This window comes from Aliiglaciecola sp. 2_MG-2023 (assembly GCF_030548145.1).
Lineage (GTDB): Bacteria > Pseudomonadota > Gammaproteobacteria > Enterobacterales > Alteromonadaceae > Aliiglaciecola > Aliiglaciecola lipolytica_A.
The window spans coordinates 1-25,008 of sequence record NZ_JAUORY010000021.1 but is presented as its reverse complement, the minus strand read 5'-3'; the positions used below and the strand labels follow the sequence as shown (position 1 = coordinate 25,008).

Annotated in this window: 16 protein-coding genes and 1 tRNA gene; 15 read left to right on the top strand and 2 right to left on the bottom strand. The window is 42.5% G+C overall.

Translation table 11 applies throughout. The annotated features are described in order from the left end of the window. Positions 1-277: 277 nt before the first annotated feature. From Q4567_RS17485 to nusG, 4 genes are all read left to right on the top strand, one after another. Positions 278-2,701 carry a S8 family serine peptidase gene (locus tag Q4567_RS17485; RefSeq protein WP_303501264.1) on the top strand — a complete coding sequence of 808 codons (2,424 nt, stop codon included), beginning with the start codon at positions 278-280 and terminating at the stop codon, positions 2,699-2,701. A 278-nt stretch (positions 2,702-2,979) separates the two neighbouring features. Then, positions 2,980-3,056: transfer RNA gene (locus Q4567_RS17480), tRNA-Trp, on the top strand. A gap of 86 nt (positions 3,057-3,142) precedes the next feature. Next, positions 3,143-3,520, top strand: coding sequence for a preprotein translocase subunit SecE (secE, locus tag Q4567_RS17475; RefSeq protein ID WP_216049817.1), 378 nt, complete (start codon positions 3,143-3,145; stop codon positions 3,518-3,520). Between the two features lie 3 nt (positions 3,521-3,523). Then, positions 3,524-4,060: a transcription termination/antitermination protein NusG gene (gene nusG, locus Q4567_RS17470; protein WP_216049818.1), complete on the top strand. Its 537-nt coding sequence runs from the start codon at positions 3,524-3,526 to the stop codon at positions 4,058-4,060. Positions 4,061-4,828: 768 nt separating this feature from the next. Here the strand turns inward: nusG and mdoH are convergent. Together mdoH and Q4567_RS17460 are read right to left on the bottom strand one after the other, a co-directional pair. After that, entirely contained in the window at positions 4,829-6,763 is a 1,935-nt protein-coding gene (gene mdoH / locus Q4567_RS17465; protein ID WP_303501316.1) for a glucans biosynthesis glucosyltransferase MdoH, read from the bottom strand. A 19-nt stretch (positions 6,764-6,782) separates the two neighbouring features. Then, positions 6,783-8,441 carry a glucan biosynthesis protein gene (locus Q4567_RS17460; RefSeq protein ID WP_303501261.1) on the bottom strand — a complete coding sequence of 553 codons (1,659 nt, stop codon included), beginning with the start codon at positions 8,439-8,441 and terminating at the stop codon, positions 6,783-6,785. Positions 8,442-9,139: 698 nt separating this feature from the next. Here Q4567_RS17460 and Q4567_RS17455 point away from each other — a divergent pair. From Q4567_RS17455 to tuf, 11 genes are all read left to right on the top strand, one after another. Then, positions 9,140-9,667, top strand: a complete 528-nt coding sequence (locus Q4567_RS17455; protein ID WP_216049822.1) for a hypothetical protein — start codon at positions 9,140-9,142, stop codon at positions 9,665-9,667. Positions 9,668-9,874: 207 nt separating this feature from the next. Next, positions 9,875-10,303, top strand: a complete 429-nt coding sequence (gene rplK / locus Q4567_RS17450; protein WP_008845951.1) for a 50S ribosomal protein L11 — start codon at positions 9,875-9,877, stop codon at positions 10,301-10,303. A gap of 3 nt (positions 10,304-10,306) precedes the next feature. Then, on the top strand, positions 10,307-11,005 hold the full coding sequence (gene rplA / locus Q4567_RS17445; RefSeq protein WP_216049823.1) for a 50S ribosomal protein L1: 699 nt from the start codon (positions 10,307-10,309) through the stop codon (positions 11,003-11,005). A gap of 349 nt (positions 11,006-11,354) precedes the next feature. Then, the gene (gene rplJ, locus Q4567_RS17440; RefSeq protein WP_216049824.1) at positions 11,355-11,873 is read left to right on the top strand and encodes a 50S ribosomal protein L10; all 519 of its coding nucleotides are present in this window, start codon (positions 11,355-11,357) and stop codon (positions 11,871-11,873) included. Between the two features lie 57 nt (positions 11,874-11,930). Further along, positions 11,931-12,302 (top strand): 50S ribosomal protein L7/L12, encoded by a 372-nt coding sequence (rplL, locus tag Q4567_RS17435; protein ID WP_216049825.1) that lies wholly within the window; start codon positions 11,931-11,933, stop codon positions 12,300-12,302. Positions 12,303-12,585: 283 nt separating this feature from the next. Beyond that, positions 12,586-16,620 (top strand): DNA-directed RNA polymerase subunit beta, encoded by a 4,035-nt coding sequence (rpoB, locus tag Q4567_RS17430; RefSeq protein ID WP_216049826.1) that lies wholly within the window; start codon positions 12,586-12,588, stop codon positions 16,618-16,620. Between the two features lie 88 nt (positions 16,621-16,708). Then, positions 16,709-20,890 (top strand): DNA-directed RNA polymerase subunit beta', encoded by a 4,182-nt coding sequence (gene rpoC / locus Q4567_RS17425; protein WP_216049827.1) that lies wholly within the window; start codon positions 16,709-16,711, stop codon positions 20,888-20,890. A gap of 187 nt (positions 20,891-21,077) precedes the next feature. After that, positions 21,078-21,452 carry a 30S ribosomal protein S12 gene (gene rpsL, locus Q4567_RS17420; RefSeq protein ID WP_216049828.1) on the top strand — a complete coding sequence of 125 codons (375 nt, stop codon included), beginning with the start codon at positions 21,078-21,080 and terminating at the stop codon, positions 21,450-21,452. A gap of 77 nt (positions 21,453-21,529) precedes the next feature. Then, positions 21,530-22,000, top strand: coding sequence for a 30S ribosomal protein S7 (gene rpsG, locus Q4567_RS17415; protein WP_216049829.1), 471 nt, complete (start codon positions 21,530-21,532; stop codon positions 21,998-22,000). A 24-nt stretch (positions 22,001-22,024) separates the two neighbouring features. Then, positions 22,025-24,127 (top strand): elongation factor G, encoded by a 2,103-nt coding sequence (gene fusA / locus Q4567_RS17410; protein WP_216049830.1) that lies wholly within the window; start codon positions 22,025-22,027, stop codon positions 24,125-24,127. A gap of 63 nt (positions 24,128-24,190) precedes the next feature. Continuing rightward, positions 24,191-25,008, top strand: an 818-nt coding sequence (gene tuf / locus Q4567_RS17405; protein WP_303501254.1) for an elongation factor Tu, incomplete at its 3' end; no start/stop codon positions are given.

Genomic DNA, 25,008 nt, shown 5'->3' with positions numbered 1-25,008 from the left:
TTTAATAAGAAATATAGGATTTCGAGCCCATGAAAAACCTACGACTCAAAGCAATCTACAAGCGAATTTTGAACTTTTCGGCATTCAAGACTTAGCGACTCTTATCTAATTTAACTTCTGAATATAATCCTAAACCCAGTCTGAGCAGACCTGGGCGGAATTCTTATGTCTTTAAAAAGGAGGAAGGTCTATGTAACCAATTAAAATTTAAGTAAATATTTAAACAAATTTAAAAATAATAAAAATTAAAATAACGACAGAAATAGGAAAATCGGGAATGAATAATAAAAAGTTTCTCATCAGCGCCTTAGGTGTAGCTGTGATGAGTATTACCCAAACAATGGCTGCACAGCCATCTCCAAATTTGCAGTTTGCTGAATGGTTGGCGTCACAAAACCCAGAACTGAATAATCAGCTAACGGATCGATTAATTGTAAAATTTAAAAATCAGACTACTTTGCATGAAATAGAAACGGCCAGTACTGATTTAAGTTCAGAGTCGGAGATAAATAATGGATTGTCAATTGCTCCTGGTCAAATCTCTGCGGGTAGCAATCTATTAACTAAGCTAGCCACTAAAACTGGTCAGCAAATGCGTTTCGTAAAAACCAATAAACAGGGAAGGGCAATCTTAAAGTTAGACAAGCGAATGTCGAAAGCAGCCATGCAATCCATTATTTTACAAATGCAGCAAGACCCTTTGGTTGAATCTGTTGAAGCTGATCCAATTCGCTATTTAATGGCGCAATCACAGCCTTGGGGAATTGCTAATGTTCAAGCTGATCAGTTGTCTGATGTCAGTGCTGGTGGCAAAACGGTATGTATAATTGACTCTGGCTATGACATTAACAACCCTGATCTTAGTGCTAATTCGGTTTCTGGGAGCAATAATTCAGGTACCGGAAATTGGTACGTGCCAGGAGGATCTCATGGTACTCATGTAGCAGGCACTATTGCTGGAATTAATAATGCTGAAGGGATTGTCGGCGTGCTTCCTAACCAAAACATTAATCTGCATATCATCAAAGTATTTAATGAATCAGGCTGGGGTTACTCTAGTGATTTAGTCGATGCGGTTGAAACCTGTGAGGCAAATGGTGCGGATGTAGTCAATATGTCATTGGGTGGTGCCGGTTCTTCTACAAGCGAAAGCAATCGTCTTACCGCCGTCGCCAATAATGGTGTTTTGTTAGTCGCCGCAGCAGGAAATGCTGGGGACTCAAGTCACTCTTATCCGGCGTCTTATAGTTCGGTTATCTCTGTTGCCGCAGTGGATGAAACAGGTTTAAGAGCTGAATTTTCTCAATATACCAACCAAGTTGAACTATCTGCACCAGGGGAAGCGATTCTTTCTACTGTGGGTATTAATGATGGGCGGCAGGGTTATTTAACGTTCAATGGAACGACACTAGGAGATGACCGAGTTTTACCGCCGTCACGCTATATTGTTAGTGGCGGAAGTTACGCAATCAATAATATTAACGGTTCAGTTTCTGGAGTGATAGGAGCCTGTAGTACCAGCAGTAGCGGTAGTTTCAGTTGCTCAAATATGAGCAACAAAATTTGTGTTGTAGAGCGTGCAGACAATCAAGCGGGCAGTACTTATCCTGAAATTAACGCGGCATTAGCTTGCGATAATGCGGGAGCGGCGGGGATTGTGATTTATAGCAATGCCGAGCGTCCTGGATTGCAAAATCCATTTTTGGTAGATGACAGTAGTCAAATTACAGTGCCAACAGTGTCGGTCAATCGAACTCTTGGTCAGCAATTAATTGCAGCGGCAGGCACATCGGCTACGTTACAGGTGTTAGGTAATACGGATTACGCCTACTACAACGGAACTTCTATGGCGAGTCCACATGTTGCTGGGGTAGCAGCTTTGGTCTGGGCTAATAACCCCAGTTGTAGTGCTTCCCAAGTACGCAGCGCGTTAGGCGCGACGGCTTTTGATTTGGAGTCGACCGGACGGGATAACCAAACGGGCTATGGTTTAGTGCAAGCGAAAGCAGCGTCAGACTATTTAGCTGCAAATTGCAGTGGCAATGGTGGTGGAGATCCAGGAGGGAATGTACTAATTAACGGAACTGCGGTGACCGGGTTATCTGGCGCGTCTAATTCTGAACTACTTTACAGCATTGATATCCCTGAAGGAGCAAGCGATTTGGTTTTCTCTATGAGTGGTGGCTCTGGAGATGCTGATTTGTATGTTAAATATGCAACTGAACCATCCACAAATAGTTATGATTGCAGACCCTACCTAGGTGGTAATAATGAATCTTGCAGTGTAGATCCGGTTCAAGCTGGTACCTATTACGTTAAAATAATTGGTTACAGTGCCTATTCTGGTGTGTCCATACAAGCTGATTATACTGAATCAGCAGGTGGTGGAGGAAATGATGGCTCGTTAACTGTAATTGAAGATATTTCCGCATCACGTCGTAATTGGGTGTATTACACAGTAGAAGTTCCAGCGGGTTCATCAGTGTTGGATGTGAGTACCAATGGCGGCAGCGGTGATGCCGATCTCTATGTTCGATATGGTAGTAACCCAACTACCGGTAGTTATGATTGTCGACCATACCAGAATGGCAATACTGAAAGCTGTTCGTTTAATTCACCGCAAACAGGTACTTGGTATGTGGGTATTCGCGCTTACAGCACATTTTCGAATTTAACATTGACGATGGAAGTTCAACCTTAAATATCCATTAAAAATCAAATAGGCCGTCTAGCAAGGCGGCTTATTTAACCTCAAACTAAAATAACTTTTAGTAGCCCTTGGGTATGGATTAAGTGAAGCCAAAGAATAGCGACGATTAATAGTTGCTAGCTCCACTGCTATTTTCCGCTTGTCGGAATTCATTTTTACTTGAATAGCGCGGCTCAATGAGTATAATACGCGTCCCTCCTTGTGTGACTCCAAATTTTCCAATAAAAAAATTGGTTCAAATCACAAAGATGGTGTAACTGAAATTTGTTAGGGGTGTAGTTCCAATTGGTAGAACAGCGGTCTCCAAAACCGATGGTTGGGGGTTCGAATCCCTCCACCCCTGCCAATTTTGTCAAATCACATAAATTTGAATTTAAACATACTGGTTTAGTTGATACATAATTGACCAGTATTTATTACGGAAGTAAGAATATGAGCGAAAAAGCAGAATCACCATCCAATTCATTGGATATGCTCAAATGGTTGGTAGTCGTCTTGATTTTGGGCGGAGTGATAGCCGCAAATACCTATTATCAGGAAATTTCTGTGCTTTATCGTGCACTCGGTGCTGTTGCATTGGTGGTGATTGCTGGCTTTATTGCCAGCAGCACGGTTAAAGGTAGTTCATTCTTAACTTTTGCAAAAGAATCTCGAGTCGAAGTGCGCAAAGTTGTTTGGCCCACAAGACAAGAAGCAACTACCACTACTTTGATAGTTTTGGCTGCTACCGCTTTTATGTCTATCGTTCTTTATCTTTTAGACATGGGTATTGTGGAAGTCGTGTCTTTTGTTACCGGTTTAGGAGTGTAAGTCATGTCTGATAAAAAATGGTATGTAGTACAAGCATTTTCTGGTTATGAAGGACGTGTTCAAAAGACGTTAGTTGAACATATCAAAATGAACGGTATGGAAGATTATTTCGGTGAAATATTAGTACCTACCGAAGAAGTTGTTGAAATGCGAGCTGGCCAAAAACGCAAAAGTGAACGCAAATTTTTCCCAGGCTATGTACTGGTAGAAATGGAAATGAACGAAGACTCATGGCACTTGGTTAAAAGTGTTCCAAGAGTGTTAGGTTTCATTGGTGGTACTTCAGATCGTCCAATGCCTATTTCTAAGAAAGAAGCAGATGCTATTCTTAATCGTTTGGAAGAATCAGTAGACAAGCCAAAACCAAAAACATTATTCGAACCAGGCGAAGTGGTTCGTGTTACCGATGGTCCTTTCGCAGATTTCAACGGCGTTGTCGAAGAAGTCGATTACGAAAAGAGCCGCTTGAAAGTATCAGTACTTATTTTCGGTCGTTCAACTCCGGTAGAACTAGAGTTCGGCCAAGTCGAAAAAGGGTGAAGCAAGACCGAAACGAAGTTTCGCAGCTTGCTGAACGACCGACATGGATGTCGGGCTGGAACCCAGCCACAGGATGTGCACGAAGAGACGACTATAGGTCGTCTTTTTTAGTTTAATATTCCCAGAATTTTTAGCTTCGACGAAGCTTTGGCCGACTGAACGACCGACATGGGTAAAGCTGGTTTTATTAGGAGCGAAGCTCCGTCCAGCTGCACGACCGCTCAAGGACGTGCGGGCTGGACGTAATACCAAGGACGGGTCAGTATGGTTTTAGTATATTAGCCCCAGAATTCTGCACTCAAGATACCAGGCTGGAATCCAGCGCCAAGGATGGCGCCGAAGAAATTAAAACAAAGATGTCTAAATAGGCATCTTTTTTTTTGCCTCGAGAAAAGCACAAAAGCCTATGTAGCATGGTCTTTAGGCCATGGTATTTAATGTGCTATTCGCGGGGCTAAAGCACCCGCCTACAGGGATGGGGTGGTTTTGTGGCTCTGCGGGGCTAAAGCACCCGCCTACAGGGATGGTATGGTTTTGTGGCTCTGCGGGGCTAAAGCACCCGCCTACAGGGATGGGATGGTTTTGTGGCTTAAGGAATACGCCTAAATGCCTTGTAGCACGGGCTTCGGCCCGTGGAGCTATTGTGTTCTTGGGCGCGGCTAAAGTCTGGCCAACAGATCTTATCGACAGGAATTGATTATTAATAGGTAAAAAAAACCCCACAAAATTAAGTTTGTGGGGTGAAACTTTAATTGAGTTTCAAAGAGGTTATTCGTTTGTAATTGATTGCCCGTGTTTAAGACCCGCTTTTGTAGTCGGTCTGAGTTCTTGAATCGGCATACTGGTCAATCTTTCTGGCGGTAGTTCAGGTACCGTTTTGTTATATCGACTCTGTTTATCCAAATTGCTTAGACTCAACCTCAAGCTTTTGGTTACAGGCTGTTCAATCACCTCACAAGGACAAATGAAGACGCCATATTTACGTGACATAATCCCGAGCTTTAAACTACTCGAGTAATGAATGATTGGCGCACCCAGAATCAATCCAAGTAACACTGGCGCTAACCACCAAAACAATAGTGGGGTCAGATACCAAGTCAATGCACCCCAAAGAATTGCTAGCGTTGTAGCAGCCCAGGTACGTTTTATTGCTTCGGACCAAGGTACAGTTCTGCCTTCTCGACTTTGCGCATTCCAACTTACGTTTTTCCCTGCCAGCGCATTCAACACAAAGTAAGCGTGATATGCCATCATCAAAGGCGCGATTACAATTGCGACTACTATCTCTATCAATGTACTAATCACTAACGTTAGTGCACCACCAAACTCATACCGACGGTATACAAGAGCATGGATTAGGCTCAAGAATTTAGGTCCTAAAAGTAGTAATGCGGTTGCGAAAAGTAATGCAAATATGGAATCTGATTTATCTACTGGCCACGCTGGAAATAATTGATGAGGTGCGGTGAAAAACACATCATCAGAAGCGGCTCTAACGGTGGCGTCTATGGTGCTAAGCAACAGCAAAACAAACCATACTAAAGAAGAAACGTAAGCGAATGCACCTAATACAAAATGTAATTTACTGATATTTTGCAAGCCTTCCGTTCGGAGTAATCCCAAATGTTGCAGGTTGCCTTGAACCCAACGTCGATCGCGGGTTGCATAGTCAATAATATTACTCGGTACCTCTTCATAACTACCTTCTAGGTCAGCTAATAGATAGACATGCCAACCAGCTCGCCTTAGTAGCGCAGCTTCAACAAAATCATGGCTTAAGATTTCCCCACCAAAGGGGACGTCACCCGGAAGATGCGGTAAACCACAGGACGCCATAAAAGCATCAATCCGAATAATTGCATTGTGTCCCCAATAATTGGCAGTGTCTGTTTGCCAAAATGCCTGGCCTGCAGCTAAAGTAGGGCAATACAAACTAGAAGCGAATTGTAAAAAACGTCCGAAAAGTGTGTTTTGTCTAATCGGAATTGGAACCGTTTGAATAAGCCCTGCTTTAGGATTGCTCTGCAGGGTTTTCACCAACGTAAGCATGCTCTCAGCAGTCATTAGGCTGTCTGCATCTAACACAATCATGGATTGATAGTTGGCTCCCCAACGTTCGCAAAAATCTGCAACATTCCCTACTTTACGATTTACATTCTTTTCCCGACGGCGATAGAACATGTGTGAGGCAACCTCATTACCCATTCTTGCGGTCAATTTATTCCATGCCACTAGTTCGGCTTCAATCAGCGGTTTCTGTTGGGTGTCACTTAACATGTAAAAATCAAAATATTGTAAACTTCCCGATTTTTCGATTTCCTTAATACATGCTTCAAAGCCAGACATTATGCGGTTGGTATCTTCATTATAGACCGGCATTATAATCGCCTGACGCTGGTTTGGGTCCAGACTGCCTGCCTGATTTTTGCGCAGCGCTTGTTTGAGGGTTACAGGATCTCTTCGCAACATAAGCAGGGTAAAACCTATAATCGCGCTCCAAAATGCCGCTGAAATCCAAACAAAGGTTAGGGTAAATAGGAACAGCAAAACTATTTCTATAGCCGTAAATCCATCTACTGAAAATATATCAGTCATCGCCCATCCGCCTACGATGGCGGTGGCAAGTACCAAAAACGCATAGCTATATTTACGTGCTGTTTTTGCGGATGCTTTAATAAAGTGTTCATTCGTAGAAGTAGACATGTGAACTCCCTCTTGATGATTATTCGATTTCATTTCGACTCCAAACATAGTTCCACACTTCACTAATAGGCTTGCCTCTCAGAGACAGTGATAATCTCATGTCCACGGCTCTATCTTGGTCAGCAGTCAGTGTAAACGACACTCTCCAGCTTTTTTTGTCAGGTAGTTGACTGACAATCAATTCGTCATATTTGCCGCCACTTACTTGTAAATCAGCTTGGATAGGAACGTTTTGAGTTAAGTTTGTTAATTGATTCGCAGAAAAGTCTACGATAATTTTACGTACACTTTTATCCGCAGGATTGTTCTCACCTGGTAAAGCTGCCCAGCTATTCATCGCGCGAACAACGGTGGCTAGGTTACTTTGTTTCAAATCTCCAGAAACCGTGCTCAAGGTGTAATTAAATTCTCGTGTTTGGCCTTTCTTAAAAGGCTCATCTGGTACCCAGTAACTTACGATGTTGTCATTGGTTTCTGAATTAGTTGGTATTTCCACAAGCTCTAAGCGACCTGCTCCCCAATTATTTTCTGGTTTTACCCAGATGCCTGGACGATTGTGATAGTTCGCTTCGATATCTGAATAATGTGCAAAATCAATATCCCGTTGTAATAAACCAAAGCCTTTAGGTTGGGTGTCTTGCATTGAGGTTACTTGTAAGGTTTTTGGGTTGTTAAGCTGGCGCCATATTTGTTCGCCTTGAGAGTTGATCATTAACAAACCGTCGGAGTCGTGAACTTCTGGTCTGAAATCGTCAAAATACCTAGTGGTCGTTTCACTAGACAACAACATGCTTGTTAACGGAGCAACACCAAGCTTTTCAACGTCAGTACGAGCATATATTTGGCTGTTAACTTTTACTTCAGTGTTAAGTCCTGCGGTAAGTTCGAAACGATAAGCGCCTGTTACCGATTTACTCTCTAATAAAGCATAAATAATTAAATTTTCGGCTTCTTCTTTAGGCTCAATTACCCAAAAACGAGTAAATTCAGGAAATTCTTCACCAGAGGAATGAGCTGTATTGATAGCTAATCCTCGTGCTGATATTCCATATACCTGCCCTGGACCGACAATCCTAAAGTACGATGCCCCTAAGAAAACCGCTAATTCATCTTTATATTGTGGAGTGTTTAAGGGGTAATGAACCCGAAACCCAGCAAAACCAGCATCAGGAGGCGCGATACCTTGCAGTGGCAAAGCTTCATTTTCATAAATGAACTTATCTCCCTTAAAGGTAACAGTGTTGCTTCCAGCATTACTATCTACTAAGCGCAGCATCACTGGACTTTTGTAAAGGAAACCTGGGTGGAATAGTTGCAATTCGAAATTTGACTTGTCTTTCCAGATTGCCTTTTGAGGGTTGAAGCGTATATTTCGATACTCACTATAAGTCATATCTGCCAATTCTTTAGGCAGTTCAGTAGAGCGTTTTTGATATTCTTCTACGGATAGTTTTTTAGCCTGACCTTTGACCATTTCAAATGTAATTTTGTCTACATCAGGCTTAGTGATAACACCTTCAGGTTTTTCTGCGCTCACCTGCTGTTGAGCTGTCGCTAGTTGGGAGGGGAGGAGTAAACTACTAGGGAGCATTAAACCAACGCAAAACCACAAAGATACCTTTGTGGATGTATGCTTATTACTTCTTCTTTTGGTCTTATTCGCAACCAGCTTTAACATTTTTATCCTTCCTATGATTATTTTTTCGCCGTTTAGAATCAAGCTGTACACTGTTAAGTGTCTTTAACTGATTTGCACAAACGGCCCGGGGAATAATGAAACTTGATACTCAATAATTAAGTAACAAGCAGAAAGTAGGCCAGAAAAATGGTGATACCCATTTTTAAAATCGGATTCTGGATTTTATGATCGTATGTTATTGTTTTTATAGTTATTTTTATTTTTTTCAGATTTCAAAGAGAGTTTAAAGAGGCGTTAAAAAGGAAGTTTTGGTAAGTAATGTATTCTATACCTTGGTTTAATGTCTGTTAAAACAGACACCTTGTGCAAAGAGCTCTGGTAATAATTGAAAAGGTCGGTAAGCAGCGATGTGTAGCCACTGTATCAAATCGGAAACACTGTGTTGTTTTTTTTCGTTAAGGTGAGAATTTCTAGGGCTTCCAGAGCAATTCAGCGATGATTTTTGTTCTACTTAAATAATTTAGGTTTAACAGCAGGCTGCGTATGTTTAGTAAAAATGATATTTGTCTATGTAAATTTTTCACGCTGTAAGTTAGCCATTTAAGCTCTTACATTATCATTTCCATAGCCAACCAATTAAGCGGTGTAGGCTTGTTTTGTTTTACTTAAAACGTTAAGTTTGGCATTCAATATATTATTTCATTTCATGAGCATTCTTAATAAAGGGAATTATTTTTATGCAGCTAAAAAAGTGCATTGTAAACATATGCATCATACTCTGTGTTAGCTTCGTACAAAGCGCCACCTTATTTGCTCAAGTAAGCAGCCAGCCAGAGCCACAACGAAGAGTTGAGCAGATCGAAGTTGTTGGCACTAAACCATTATATTTCTATCGCCAACAAATGGTTAAAACAGAACTTGAATTTTACGATTACTACAATGATCTAGTCGATAACCCTAAATTTAAAGTGAAATGTAAACGAGAGCGAAAACAAGGTGCGGGCCGGATTACTCAAAGAGCTTGTTACCCCCAATATTTTTTAGCCAAGAAAACACAGTTAACTGAAATCGCGATGCGCGCATCGGCGGCTTTACCTTCTGATGATGATGTTGCAATGCAGGTTCAACAAGAGAAACAAGCGTCACTAGCCTATGCTGAAAAATTGATTGAACGGGAACCAGCACTAAAAAAGCGGTTGATCGAGATGTATCAAGCCAAAAAGGTATTTTTTTCCAAACAGCAAAGCGTGAAAGATAAACAGTAAATTCTCGATTCATAAATTGTTAGTAGCGCCCATCTGCTAAAAATAATCCTGTCAGAATGACTTAAATAATTAAATATCCGTATATAAGTGTTGCGTAGCCCGAATATGTAATCTATAATTCGCGACCGTTAATTTTTATGGGAAGCCGATTGAGCAAACAATCTCTATGTTTTGCGAGGCGATAGACCCAAATTTGAGAGAGAGATAATGGCTAAAAAAATCACAGGCTTAATTAAGCTTCAGGTTGCAGCTGGTTCTGCTAACCCAAGTCCACCTGTTGGTCCTGCACTAGGTGCTAAAGGTGTTAACATCATGGAATTCTGTAAAGCGTTTAACGCAGCTACAGACAGCCTTGAAAAAGGTGCTCCAGTTCCAGTAGTTATCACTGTATATGAAGACCGTTCATTTACCTTTGAAACCAAAACTCCACCTGCGTCTTTCTTATTGAAGAAAGCAGCTGGTATTAAGAGTGGTTCTGGCCGTCCTAACACTGAAAAAGTGGGTAAGGTGACGCGCGCGCAATTGGAAGAAATTGCAAAAACTAAAGAACCTGACCTGACTGCAGCCGATCTTGATGCAGCTGTTCGTACCATCGCTGGCTCTGCTCGCAGCATGGGCTTGGTAGTAGAGGGATAAGACATGGCTAAATTAACTAAACGTATGCGCACTATTCGCGAGAAAGTTGACGCAACTAAAGAATACGAAATTAATGAAGCTGTTGCTTTGTTGAAAGAATTAGCTACTGCAAAGTTTGCTGAAAGTGTAGATGTTTCAGTTAACCTTGGTATTGATGCTCGTAAATCTGACCAAAACGTACGTGGAGCAACTGTGCTTCCAAACGGAACTGGTAAAGACGTTCGCGTAGCAGTATTTACTCAAGGCGCTAACGCAGAAGCAGCTAAAGAAGCTGGTGCTGACATCGTTGGTATGGAAGATCTTGCTGAGCTAGTCAAGAAAGGCGAAATGAACTTTGACGTAGTAGTTGCTTCTCCAGATGCAATGCGCGTTGTAGGTCAGTTGGGTCAAATCTTAGGTCCTCGTGGACTTATGCCTAACCCTAAAACTGGCACTGTGACTCCAGACGTAGCAACTGCTGTTAAAAATGCAAAAGCTGGTCAAGTTCGTTACAGAAACGACAAAAACGGAATTATCCATGCAAGCATTGGTAAAATCGCTTTTGAAGCAAACCAGATTCAAGAAAACCTTGATGCCTTGCTAGAAGCATTGAAGAAAGCTAAACCTTCTTCTGCTAAAGGTGCTTACTTCAAGAAAGTTAGCCTTAGTACCACAATGGGTGCTGGCGTAACACTTGATCCAGTAAGCCTAGGCTTGAAATAAATTACCAATTAGATAACTCAGTTATCTTAATTGGCTTATGAGCAATTGCTCATCTCTCTAAAGGTTATGGGTTGGAGCTGTTTTTAACTAAGTTAAAAATCATGCTCCCGTCCAAGACCGCAGGTGCGAAATAGTAGGTGAAGTAAGAGAGCACCTACATTAAATATTTCGCTTAATACGTAAAATGCCTGCGCAGACGGTGGTTTCGACTCAGACTCTCTGGGGAAACGAACACCGTAGAGCGGTAAATCAGCGAATATTGTTTGGCAGTATTCAACGGTTTATCAATCTGGAACTCTGAATGTGAAATCGTTATGAAATTGCATTCAGTTAACAAGAGGTGAACTCAGTGGCACTAGGTTTAGCAGCAAAAAAAGAGATCGTAGCAGAAGTAAGTGAAGTTGCATCTCGAGCTCTATCCGTTGCCGTCGCTGAATACCGTGGGATGGAAGTTTCAGAACTGACTGACCTGCGTGTTAAAGCTCGTGAGCAAGGCGTATACGTTAAAGTAGTACGTAATACACTTGCAAAACGTGGTTTAGCAGACAGTAAGTTTTCTGATATTGAAGAAGCTTTAACTGGTCCTCTAATTTACGGATTTTCAATAGACGCACCTGGCGGTGCAGCACGTCTATTCAAAGATTTTAGTAAAGGAAATGACAAGCTTAAAGTAACTGCACTTTCAATCGGCAGTGGTTTATTGGGTCCTGAAAAATTGGACGCAGTTGCTTCACTTCCGACTCGCGACGAAGCTCTAGCAAAATTACTTGCTACCTTCAAAGCACCAGCCGAGAAATTCGTTCGTACAATCAACGAAGTTCCAGGCAAGTTTGTGCGTGTATTGGCGGCGATCAAAGACGAAAAATAATTTTCGTGTTTGGCATTAAATTTTTTAACAACTAATAACCCCAGGAGTTTAGAGAAAATGGCTCTAACTAAAGATGATATATTAAACGCGATTGCTGAAATGCCAGTTATGGAATTGGTAGAGTTAATCGAAGCAGCTGAAGAAAAATTCAACGTTTCTGCTGCAGCGGCTGTTGCTGTTGCTGGTCCTGCTGTAGCTGCTGAAGCTGCTGCAGAGCAAACAGAATTTGACGTTGTAATGACTTCATTTGGCGCTAACAAAGTTGCTGTTATCAAAGCAGTACGTGGCGCAACTGGCCTAGGTCTTAAAGAAGCTAAAGATGTTGTTGAATCAGCACCTAAAGCTATCAAAGAAGGTTTGGCTAAAGAAGAAGCTGAAGCACTTAAAGCTGAACTTGAAGCAGCTGGCGCAGAAGTGGAACTTAAGTAATTTGTCTGTTGGCAGATTGCTTGCCTGAAAAGGCTCGGGCTGGTGATTATTTAATCACCAGCCTTTTTGCGCTGTAGGATAGGGCATTTATACCCTTTAGAACTATCCTTCGAATTGATGCGCAACCGTGATTAAAAGTGACATAAAACCAATAAGTTAAGTGTTAAAACTTTAGAAAAATTGGTGTATGCTTGAAGATCGCGCCCAAAGGGTGCTTGAAGTTTGTTTAGTAAAAGCGCTTTACTAGGCAAGTTGGGTCAAAAATCAGAATGCTGAGGAACCCATGGTTTACTCCAATAGCGAAAAGAAACGTATCCGTAAGGATTTTGGCAAACGCCCGCAGGTATTAGAGATACCTTACCTTCTTTCAATCCAGCTCGATTCTTTTAAGAAGTTTATCGACATCGATGTTGACGGCCATTATGGACTAGAAGCTGCATTTAGATCAGTTTTTCCCATAAAAAGTTATTCAGGTAATTCTGAATTACAATATGTGAGCTACCGTTTAGGTGAGCCTGTTTTTGACGTTAAAGAATGTCAAATCCGTGGTGTAACTTATTCTGCGCCACTTAGGGTTAAGCTTCGTCTTGTGTTGTTCGATAAAGAAGCCGCTCCTGGAACGGTTAAGGATATCAAAGAGCAAGAAGTTTACATGGGTGAAATACCACTCATGACCGAAAACGGTACTTTTGTGATCAATGGAACTGAGCGCGTTATCGTGTCTCAACTTCACCGTTCACCTGGTGTTTTCTTCGATCATGATAAAGGAAAAACACACTCATCAGGTAAAGTGCTTTATAACGCACGTGTTATTCCTTACCGTGGTTCTTGGTTAGACTTCGAATTTGACCCGAAAGATAATTTATATGTTCGTATCGATCGTCGCCGTAAATTACCTGCGACTATCATGTTACGTGCATTGGAAATGCCCACTGAAGAAATTCTTGATGAGTTCTTTGATAAAGATCTTATCAAAATAGTGGATGAAAAATTCATGATGGACATCGTTCCTGAGCGTCTACGTGGTGAAACTGCACAGTTTGACATCCTAGATGGCGAAGGAAATGTTCTAGTAGAAACCGGTCGTCGTATTTCTGCTCGTCATACTCGTGCTCTTGAAAAAGCAAAAGTGACAGAGCTTGAAGTTCCTGCTGAGTTCCTAGTTGGTCGTGTTATCGCTAAAGATCACATTAATGAAGAAACGGGTGAAGTAATTGTTAATGCTAATGACGAATTGACAGTGGAAACACTTGAAGCGTTACTAGAATCAAAAATTGACTCATTTGATACTCTTTATATTAATGAATTGGATCACGGTGCATACATTTCAGACACGCTACGTATTGATAGTTCTTCCAATCGCTTAGAGGCTTTGGTTGAGATTTATCGTATGATGCGTCCTGGTGAGCCACCAACTAAAGACGCTGCTGAAACCTTATTTGGTAACTTATTCTTCTCTGATGATCGTTATGATTTGTCAGCTGTAGGTAGAATGAAGTTTAACCGTCGTCTAGGTCGTGAAGAACTGATTGGCGAAGGTACGCTAGATAAAAAAGATATCATTGCAGTAATGAAGCAATTGATTACCATCCGTGATGGTAAAGATGAAGTGGATGATATCGATCACTTAGGTAACCGTCGTATCCGTTCTGTTGGTGAAATGGCAGAAAATCAATTCCGTGTTGGCTTAGTACGTGTTGAACGTGCAGTTAAAGAGCGCTTAAGTTTAGGCGACCTTGACGCGATAATGCCACAGGATTTGATTAACGCTAAGCCAATCTCAGCGGCAGTTAAAGAGTTCTTTGGCTCTAGCCAATTATCTCAGTTCATGGACCAAAACAACCCGCTTTCAGAAGTGACGCACAAACGTCGTATTTCTGCATTAGGCCCAGGTGGTTTAACTCGTGAACGCGCAGGTTTTGAAGTACGAGACGTACATCCGACTCACTATGGTCGTGTTTGTCCAATTGAAACTCCTGAAGGTCCAAACATCGGTTTGATTAACTCGCTTTCGAGTTTTGCTCGTACCAATGACTTTGGTTTCCTTGAAACTCCTTATCGTAAAATTGTTGACGGCGTTGTTACTGACGATATCGATTACCTTTCTGCTATCGAAGAAGGTCAATTCGCAATCGCACAGGCAAACGTTGTTTTAGACGATGATGGTAAACTGACTGAAGAACTTATCCCTTGCCGCTACCGTGGTGAGACTACTTTGATGCAAATTGAAGACATCAAGTATATGGATGTTTCTCCACAGCAAATCGTATCCGTTGCGGCATCAATCATCCCGTTCTTGGAACACGATGATGCTAACCGCGCATTGATGGGTGCAAACATGCAACGTCAAGCTGTACCAACTCTAAAAGCTGATAAGCCTTTAGTTGGAACAGGTATGGAAAAAACGGTTGCTGTAGATTCAGGTGTAACTATTATCGCTAAACGCGGTGGTACTGTTGATTATGTTGATGCGAGTCGCATAGTTATTAAGGTTAATGAAGAAGAAATGGCTGCTGGCGAAGCAGGTATTGATATCTACAACCTTACTAAATACACCCGTTCAAACCAGAATACATGTATTAACCAAAAACCAACTTGTAATGTAGGTGACCCTATTGTTACTGGTGACGTATTGGCCGATGGTCCTTCCACTGATTTAGGTGAGTTGGCATTGGGTCAAAATATGCGTATCGCATTTATGCCTTGGAATGGTTATAACTTTGAGGATTCAATCCTTATTTCTGAGCGTGTAGCCCAAGAAGATCGCTTCACAACTATCCATATTCAAGAACTAAGCTGTATTGCTCGTGATACTAAGCTTGGTCCTGAAGAGATAAGTGCTGATATACCAAACGTTGGTGAATCTGCTCTTGGAAAACTGGATGAGTCAGGTGTGGTCTATATCGGCGCCGAAGTAAAAGGTGGCGATATCTTAGTTGGTAAAGTAACCCCTAAAGGTGAAACCCAGCTTACGCCAGAAGAAAAACTTTTAAGAGCCATCTTCGGTGAAAAAGCGTCAGACGTTAAAGATACTTCTTTGCGTGTACCTAACTCTGTTCACGGTACAGTTATTGACGTTCAAGTTTTCACCCGTGATGGTGTTGAAAAAGATAAACGTGCTCTTGAGATTGAAGATATGCAATTACGTCAAGTCAAAAAAGACTTGGGTGATGAGTTCGGTATTTTAGCCGACGGTATCTTTGCGCGAGCGACTAACCTATTGCTTCGCAATGGTATTGATCAAGCTAAGCTTGACAGTATGCCTCGTGAAAAATGGTTCGACCTTACGCTACAAGATGAAGATGCACAGTTAGAACTTGATCAAATCGCTGAACAACACAGTGAAATCAAACTTGATTTCGATAACAAGTTTGAAATCAAACGTCGCAAAATCACTCAAGGTGATGACTTAGCGCCGGGTGTGTTGAAGATTGTTAAAGTTTACTTGGCGGTTAAACGTCATATCCAGCCTGGTGATAAAATGGCCGGTCGTCACGGTAACAAAGGTGTTATCTCGACTATCCAACCAGTGGAAGATATGCCTTACGATGCAAACGGAACTCCTGTAGACATCGTACTTAACCCACTTGGTGTACCTTCGCGGATGAACATCGGTCAGATTCTTGAAACTCACCTGGGCATGGCTGCTCACGGTTTGGGTGTGAAGATTGATCGCATGATCAAAGAGCAAGAAGAATTAACTAAGTTAAGAAGCTTCTTAACAGAAGTGTATAACTCAGGTAAATCCCATCAAGTTGTAGACATTGAAAGCTTTACAGATGATGAAGTTAGACGTCTTGCTGAAAACTTGCGTAAAGGTGTACCTATCGCAACGCCTGTATTTGATGGTGCAACGGAACGAGAAATTAAAGACTTGTTACTGTTGGCTGATATTCCAGAAAGCGGACAAATCACGCTGTTTGACGGTCGTACTGGCCGCGCATTTGAACGTCCTGTAACCGTAGGTTACATGTATATGCTGAAACTTAACCACTTGGTTGATGACAAAATGCATGCACGTTCAACTGGTTCTTACAGCTTGGTTACACAGCAACCATTGGGTGGTAAAGCTCAATTTGGTGGACAGCGTTTCGGAGAGATGGAAGTGTGGGCACTAGAAGCATACGGTGCCGCTTATACCTTGCAAGAAATGCTAACTGTGAAATCCGATGACGTTAATGGCCGTACCAAAATGTATAAAAACATTGTGGATGGCGATCATCGTATGGAACCTGGTATGCCGGAATCCTTCAACGTATTGTTGAAAGAAATCCGCTCATTGGGTATCAATATCGAGTTAGAAGAGCAGAACGACTAGTTTGCTCTGATTGAGCGAAAGAAAGGAGAGCCTGACTAGCCAAATAGGTTAGTCGGGTTTTGTAACACCACTCCGCTGGGAGAAAAAAGTGAAAGACTTATTAAAGTTTCTTAAGCAACAGAACAAAACCGAAGAGTTCGATAATATTCGAATCGGTCTTGCTTCTCCGGACATGGTCCGTTCGTGGTCTTTTGGTGAGGTTAAGAAACCTGAAACCATTAACTACCGTACGTTCAAACCAGAGCGCGATGGCCTTTTCTGTGCCCGTATTTTTGGTCCGGTAAAAGACTATGAGTGTTTGTGTGGTAAATACAAACGCCTTAAACACCGTGGTGTGATTTGTGAAAAATGTGGCGTTGAAGTTACATTAACTAAAGTACGTCGTGAGCGTATGGGTCATATCGAATTGGCTAGCCCGGTCGCGCATATTTGGTTCTTGAAATCATTGCCGTCTCGGATTGGTTTGATGTTAGATATGACATTGCGTGATATCGAACGTGTACTTTATTTCGAATCTTATGTTGTAACCGAACCCGGTATGACAACCCTAGAGCGTTCTCAACTTTTAACTGAAGAAGAATACTTAGATTCTTTGGAAGAACATGGTGATGAATTCGACGCTAAAATGGGTGCTGAGGCAGTATTCGAATTACTTAAAGTATTAGATGTTGATGCTGATGTAGTCGCAATGCGTGAAGAATTGCCTAGCATCAATTCTGAAACTAAGCGTAAGAAAATTACTAAACGTTTGAAATTGCTTGAATCATTCCAACAATCAGGTAACAAGCCTGAGTGGATGATCATGACTGTATTACCCGTTTTACCACCGGATTTACGTCCATTGGTACCACTAGATGGCGGTCGTTTTGCAACTTCAGATTTGAACGATTTATATCGTCGTGTAATCAACCGTAACAACCGTTTGAAACGTCTTCTTGACCTTGCTGCACCTGATATCATCGTGCGCAACGAAAAACGTATGTTGCAAGAAGCTGTTGATGCACTTCTTGATAACGGTCGTCGTGGTCGTGCTATTACTGGTTCTAACAAACGTCCTCTTAAATCTTTGGCTGATATGATCAAAGGTAAACAAGGTCGTTTCCGTCAGAACTTGCTAGGTAAGCGTGTTGATTACTCTGGTCGTTCAGTTATTACTGTTGGTCCTACTCTTCGTCTACATCAGTGTGGACTTCCAAAGAAAATGGCATTGGAATTGTTCAAGCCGTTCATCTACGGAAAATTAGAAGGACGTGGTCTAGCGACTACTATCAAAGCGGCTAAGAAATTAGTTGAGCGCGAAGCACCGGAAGTTTGGGACGTACTAGATGACGTTATCCGCGAACATCCAGTTCTGCTTAACCGTGCACCTACTCTTCACCGTTTGGGTATACAAGCGTTTGAACCAATTTTGATCGAAGGTAAAGCGATACAATTGCACCCACTAGTGTGTGCGGCGTACAACGCTGACTTCGATGGTGACCAAATGGCGGTACACGTACCGTTGACAATCGAAGCGCAGCTAGAAGCTCGTGCATTGATGATGTCTACTAACAACATTTTGTCACCTGCTAACGGTGAGCCAATCATCGTACCTTCACAGGACGTTGTATTAGGTTTGTACTACCTTACTCGTGACCGTGTAAACGGTTTGGGTGAAGGCATGGTATTTACCAGCCCACATGAAGCTGAAAAAGCTTACCGTACAGGTAATGCTGAACTTCATGCTCGCGTTAAAGTACGTATCACTGAATATGACGTAGATGCTGATGGTAACAAACAGGAAAAAGTAACATTAACTGATACTACAGTTGGTCGTGCTATTTTCTCTTTGATTTTGCCTAAAGGTTTGCCGTTTGAAATTATCAACCAAGCTATGGGTAAAAAGCAGATTTCACGTTTGTTGAACGCTTGTTACCGTGTACTAGGTTTGAAAGATACGGTTATCGCAGCTGACCAAATCATGTATACCGGTTTCCACTATGCGATGATCGCTGGTGCGTCAGTTGGTATTGATGACATGGTTATTCCTGATGCGAAGAAAGACATCATTGAAGCTGCTGAAGAAGAAGTATTCGAAATTCAGGAACAGTTCCAATCAGGTCTTGTTACCGCTGGTGAACGTTATAACAAAGTTATTGATATTTGGTCTCGTGCAAACGAAGACGTTGCTAAAGCAATGATGTCAAACTTGTCTAAAGAATCAGTTAAAAACCGTGACGGTGAAATGGAAGAGCAAGACTCTTTCAACTCAGTGTTCATGATGGCTGACTCTGGTGCTCGTGGTAGTGCTGCTCAGATTCGTCAGTTGGCGGGTATGCGTGGTCTGATGGCGAAACCAGATGGTTCAATCATTGAAACGCCTATCACAGCGAACTTCCGTGAAGGTCTAAACGTACTTCAGTACTTTATCTCTACTCACGGTGCTCGTAAAGGTTTGGCCGATACAGCATTGAAGACAGCTAACTCGGGTTACCTAACTCGTCGTTTGGTTGACGTTGCACAAGATTTGGTCATTAACACTGAAGACTGTGGCACTTTCGAAGGGGTTAAAATGACTCCTCTTATCGAAGGTGGTGACGTTGTAGAACCATTGCGTGAACGCGTATTGGGTCGTGTCGTAGCTGAAGACGTAATTAAGCCAGGTACTAACGAAATCTTAGTAGAACGTAATACGCTACTAGATGAAGGTTTGGTTGACATGTTAGAAGTTAACTCAGTAGACCAAATCTTGGTTCGCTCGGTTATCACTTGTGACAACGACTTCGGTGTTTGTGCAAGATGTTACGGACGTGACTTGGCTCGTGGACACATGGTTGGATTCGGTGAATCTGTTGGTGTTATCGCCGCACAGTCAATCGGTGAACCTGGTACACAGTTAACCATGCGTACGTTCCACATCGGTGGTGCGGCATCAAGAGCATCTGCTGAGAACAGTGTACAAGTTAAAACAACTGGTACATTGAAATTACACAATGCTAAGTATGTGCGTAATGCTGACGACAAAGTCGTTATCGTTTCACGTTCTACTGAATTGACCGTTATCGACGACCAAGGTCGTGAAAAAGAACGTTATAAAGTGCCTTACGGTGCAATCCTTTCTGTTGATGATAACGCAGCTATTAGTGCTGGCGATGTTATCGCGAACTGGGATCCGCATTCGCATCCAATTATTACAGAACGTAAGGCTAAAATTAGCTTTGCTGATGTTGATGATTCGAATACCGAAATGCAGCAAGATGAGTTAACCGGTCTAACCCGTATCGTAGTTAAAGATTTAACTAAAGCGAACGCTAAAGAACCTAAACTTATTCTAGAAAGTGATGAAGTTGGATTGCAGGAAATTCGTCTGCCTAGCTTTACTACAATCGAAGCCTCTGACGGTATGATGGCTCGTGAAGGTGACGTGCTAGCACGTATACCTCAAGAAAGTTCGAAAACTCGTGACATCACCGGTGGTCTACCGCGTGTTGCTGACTTGTTCGAAGCACGTAAGCCTAAAGAGCCTGCAATTCTTGCTGAAGTTTCCGGTACTATCGGCTTTGGTAAAGAAACAAAAGGTAAAAAGCGCTTAGTTATTACGCCTAAAGAAGGTGATCATTACGAAGAGATGATTCCTAAATGGCGTCAACTTAACGTGTTTGAAGGTGAATCTGTAGAAAAAGGTGAAGTAATCGCCGATGGTCCAGAGTCACCTCATGACATCTTGCGCCTTCGTGGTATCAGTGCAGTTGCTAACTACATTGTTAACGAAGTACAAGAAGTTTACCGCTTACAAGGGGTTAAAATTAACGATAAGCACATCGAAGTGGTCATCCGCCAGATGTTGCGTAAGTGTTTGATTACTCACCCAGGTGATACTCAATTCCTTGAAGGCGAGCAAGTTGAAGTTGCGAACGTTAGAGTTGCTAACCGTGAAATTGAAAAGCAGGGTAAAATTCCTGCTCAGTATGAAACACAGTTGCTTGGTATTACCAAAGCGTCACTGTCTACTGAATCATTCATTTCAGCGGCCTCGTTCCAAGAAACAACCCGTGTTCTTACCGAAGCAGCAGTGCAAGGTAAAGAAGATGAGTTACGTGGTTTGAAAGAAAACGTTATTGTTGGTCGTTTGATTCCAGCAGGAACCGGTTTCTCTTACCACCAAAACCGAGCGAAAATGAAACAAGCTGCTAAGATGGTTGAAGAAACATCAGTATCTGCCTCTGAAGCTGAACTTGCCCTAACTGAAGCGTTAAACGCTGAAGCTGGTGACAGTTCTAACAACGAGTAAGAAAATTTAGAAATATCTTTGGCTGACCCTAGTTAGTCAAAGACTTTTCTTGACAGTTTGTTTTATGATCTATAGAATTCCGCGACCCGAAATTTGCTAATGCAAGTTTTTGGTCGCGGATTTTTCGCTTTCAGCGCCCGGTAAAACGGGCAAACAGTAGTTTTTTATTAACCAGGAGCCCTAGTTAATGGCAACAGTTAACCAGTTAGTGCGCTCTCCTCGTAAGAAGCCCGTTGAAAAAAGCAACGTCGCTGCCTTACAGGCTTGCCCACAAAAACGTGGAGTATGTACACGCGTATATACCACCACGCCAAAGAAGCCGAACTCAGCTTTACGTAAAGTATGCCGTGTTCGTTTAACCAACGGTTTTGAAGTTTCTTCATATATCGGTGGTGAAGGTCACAACCTACAAGAGCATAGTGTTGTTCTTATTCGTGGTGGTCGTGTTAAAGATTTACCAGGTGTTCGTTACCACACTGTTCGCGGTACTTTAGACTGCGCAGGCGTTAACGACCGTAAACAAGCCCGTTCTAAATACGGCGCAAAAAGGCCTAAGTCTTAACGGTTCTCCGTTAGTAAGGCCAAACTATTAAATTTAGAGTTTTGGGTTATACCTGAATTCCCACGGAGAATATTAAGATGCCAAGAAGACGAGTCGTAGGTCAACGAAAAATCCTACCAGATCCTAAGTTCGGATCACAATTACTTGCCAAATTCATGAACGTTGTCATGTTGGACGGTAAAAAATCTACTGCTGAAAAAATTGTTTACGGTGCATTAGACATCGTTGCTGAAAAAACCAGTAAAGCTCACCTAGATGTATTCGAAGAAGCATTGGATAACATCCGCCCTACAGTCGAGGTTAAGTCTCGTCGTGTTGGTGGTTCTACGTACCAAGTACCTGTAGAAGTTCGTCCTGTTCGTCGTAATGCATTAGGTATGCGTTGGATGGTTGATGCCGCACGTAAGCGTGGTGAAAAATCTATGGCTCAGCGCCTAGCAGCTGAAATGTTAGATGCGTCTGAGAACAGAGGCTCTGCGGTTAAGAAACGTGAAGACGTTCACCGTATGGCTGAAGCGAACAAGGCGTTCGCACACTACCGTTGGTAGTCAAAGTTTCTTAGAGAGGATTAAATGGCTCGTAAACATCCAATTGAACGCTATCGCAATATCGGAATCGTTGCCCACGTTGACGCGGGTAAAACGACCACGACTGAGCGCGTTTTATTTTATACCGGCTTGTCTCACAAGATTGGTGAAGTCCATGATGGCGCTGCTACCATGGATTGGATGGAGCAAGAGCAGGAGCGGGGGATTACTATTACCTCCGCAGCCACTACTTGTTTCTGGTCTGGCATGCAACAACAGTATGACCAGCACAGAATCAACATTATTGACACCCCAGGGCACGTAGACTTCACTATAGAAGTTGAACGTTCTTTACGAGTGTTAGATGGTGCGGTAGTTGTGTTCTGTGGCTCATCGGGCGTTGAACCCCAATCTGAGACTGTATGGCGCCAAGCTGATAAATACCGTGTTCCGCGCATGGTATTTGTCAATAAAATGGACCGTACGGGTGCTGACTTCGATCGTGTAGTTAAGCAAATTCACAATCGTTTAGGTGCTACTTGTGTACCTATTCAATTGAACATTGGTGCTGAAGAGAACTTCAAAGGCGTCATTGACTTGATCAAGATGAAAGCCATTAATTGGAATGAAGCTGATCAAGGTATGACCTTTTTATATGAAGATGTACCTGCAGATTTACTGGACAGGGCGAATGAACTTCGCACCGAGATGGTTGAAGCTGCCGCGGAAGCCTCTGATGAATTGATGAATAAATATTTGGAAGGTGAAGAGCTTTCCGAGGAAGAAATTAAAACTGGACTACGTATACGTACACTCAAAAATGAAATTGTAGTGGCGACATGCGGTTCAGCATTTAAAAATAAAGGTGTACAGGCTGTTCTTGATTCCGTTATCGAGTTCTTGCCAGCACCGGTTGATGTACCTGCAATCACTGGCGTACTAAGTGATAAGAATGAAACAGAAGCTGAACGTCATGCTGACGATAGCGAACCGTTTGCTGCCTTAGCGTTTAAAATTGCCACTGACCCATTTGTAGGGACTTTAACCTTCTTCCGTTGTTATTCCGGCGTGGTAAATACAGGTGATGCTGTTTATAACGCTGTAAAAGGTAAACGTGAACGCTTTGGTCGAATCGTGCAAATGCATGCTAAAGACCGTGAAGAGTTAAAAGAAGTGCGCGCTGGTGATATCGCGGCAGCAATTGGAATGAAAGATGTGACAACTGGAGACACCTTGTGTGATCCAAACCACATCATTACCCTCGAACGTATGGAATTCCCTGAACCGGTTATTTCTATTGCGGTAGAGCCTCGTTCTCAAGCTGACCAAGATAAAATGGGCGTTGCTTTGGGTAAACTTGCTGCAGAAGATCCTTCTTTCCGCGTAAAAACCGACGAAGAGTCCGGACAAACAATTATCTCAGGAATGGGTGAGTTGCATTTGGATATCATTGTTGACCGCATGAAGCGTGAATTTAATGTCGAATGTAATGTGGGTAAACCCCAAGTTGCATATCGAGAGACGATTCGTAAAAGTGTCGAAGTGGAAGGAAAGTTTGTTCGTCAATCAGGTGGACGTGGTCAATATGGACATGTTTGGCTGAAAATTGAACCAAACGAAGAAGGTGCAGGCTACGAATTTGTGAATGAAATTGTGGGCGGAATCGTTCCCAAAGAATACATTCCTTCAGTAGATAAAGGTATCCAAGAACAGATGCAAAATGGTGTCCTAGCTGGTTACCCAGTGTTGGATGTCAAAGTCACTTTGTTTGATGGTTCATTCCATGATGTTGACTCTTCTGAAATGGCGTTTAAGATAGCCGGTTCAATGGGCTTTAGGGAAGGTGTAGAGATTGCCAATCCTGTACTGCTTGAGCCGACTATGAAAGTTGAAGTCACCACTCCAGAAGACTGGATGGGTGATGTCGTGGGTGACTTAAATCGTCGTCGCGGCGTAATTGATGGCATGGATGAAGGGGTGGCAGGTATAAAAATTGTACGTGCTAAGGTTCCTCTTTCGGAAATGTTTGGCTATGCTACTGCATTGCGAAGCGCAACGCAGGGGCGAGCTTCATACTCTATGGAATTCTTTAACTATGCTGAAGCACCAAATAATGTGACTAAAGCGATAGTTGAAGCAAGAAATTAATCTAAATGAAGGTTCGGTCCGGTCTGTTACAGGGTCGGACTTTTAAATTAGGAAACGAGAAAAATGGCTAAAGAAAAGTTTGAACGCACGAAACCCCATGTAAACGTCGGTACAATTGGCCACGTTGACCATGGTAAAACTACGCTTACAGCGGCAATCACTACAGTTCTTGCAAAGACCTACGGTGGTGCAGCATCAGCATTTGATCAAATCGATAACGCTCCAGAAGAGCGTGAGCGTGGTATCACAATCTCAACTTCACATGTTGAGTATGACACGCCTAAGCGTCACTATGCACACGTAGATTGCCCAGGACACGCGGATTATGTTAAGAACATGATCACTGGTGCTGCGCAAATGGACGGCGGAATCTTGGTTGTTGCGGCAACTGACGGTCCTATGCCTCAAACACGTGAGCACATCTTGTTGGGTCGCCAAGTTGGTATCCCTTACATGATCGTATTCATGAACAAATGTGACATGGTTGACGACGAAGAGTTGTTGGAACTAGTAGAAATGGAAGTACGTGAACTTCTAACAGAATACGAATTCCCAGGTGACGACTTACCAGTAATTCAAGGTTCAGCGCTTAAAGCGTTGGAAGGTGATGCAGCATGGGAAGCAAAAATCATAGAGCTTGCAGAAGCACTAGATAGCTATATCCCAGAGCCAGAGCGTGCAATTGATAAGCCGTTCATTTTGCCAATTGAAGATGTATTCTCAATCTCAGGTCGTGGAACAGTAGTAACCGGTCGTGTAGAGCAAGGTATCATCAAAGTAGGTGAAGAAGTTGAGATTGTTGGTATCAAAGATACAACGAAAACAACTTGTACTGGTGTAGAGATGTTCCGTAAGTTGCTTGACGAAGGTCGTGCAGGTGA

What these genes read in the sequence shown, in the direction of transcription:
- nusG (WP_216049818.1), top strand. Translation starts at nt 3,524, where the DNA reads ATGTCTGATAAAAAATGGTATGTAGTACAAGCATTTTCTGGTTATGAA.
- fusA (WP_216049830.1), top strand. Translation starts at nt 22,025, where the DNA reads ATGGCTCGTAAACATCCAATTGAACGCTATCGCAATATCGGAATCGTT.
- Q4567_RS17460 (WP_303501261.1), bottom strand. Translation starts at nt 8,441, where the DNA reads ATGTTAAAGCTGGTTGCGAATAAGACCAAAAGAAGAAGTAATAAGCAT.
- rpsG (WP_216049829.1), top strand. Translation starts at nt 21,530, where the DNA reads ATGCCAAGAAGACGAGTCGTAGGTCAACGAAAAATCCTACCAGATCCT.
- secE (WP_216049817.1), top strand. Translation starts at nt 3,143, where the DNA reads ATGAGCGAAAAAGCAGAATCACCATCCAATTCATTGGATATGCTCAAA.
- rplA (WP_216049823.1), top strand. Translation starts at nt 10,307, where the DNA reads ATGGCTAAATTAACTAAACGTATGCGCACTATTCGCGAGAAAGTTGAC.
- rplK (WP_008845951.1), top strand. Translation starts at nt 9,875, where the DNA reads ATGGCTAAAAAAATCACAGGCTTAATTAAGCTTCAGGTTGCAGCTGGT.
- rplL (WP_216049825.1), top strand. Translation starts at nt 11,931, where the DNA reads ATGGCTCTAACTAAAGATGATATATTAAACGCGATTGCTGAAATGCCA.
- rpoB (WP_216049826.1), top strand. Translation starts at nt 12,586, where the DNA reads ATGGTTTACTCCAATAGCGAAAAGAAACGTATCCGTAAGGATTTTGGC.
- rpsL (WP_216049828.1), top strand. Translation starts at nt 21,078, where the DNA reads ATGGCAACAGTTAACCAGTTAGTGCGCTCTCCTCGTAAGAAGCCCGTT.
- Q4567_RS17455 (WP_216049822.1), top strand. Translation starts at nt 9,140, where the DNA reads ATGCAGCTAAAAAAGTGCATTGTAAACATATGCATCATACTCTGTGTT.
- Q4567_RS17485 (WP_303501264.1), top strand. Translation starts at nt 278, where the DNA reads ATGAATAATAAAAAGTTTCTCATCAGCGCCTTAGGTGTAGCTGTGATG.
- mdoH (WP_303501316.1), bottom strand. Translation starts at nt 6,763, where the DNA reads ATGTCTACTTCTACGAATGAACACTTTATTAAAGCATCCGCAAAAACA.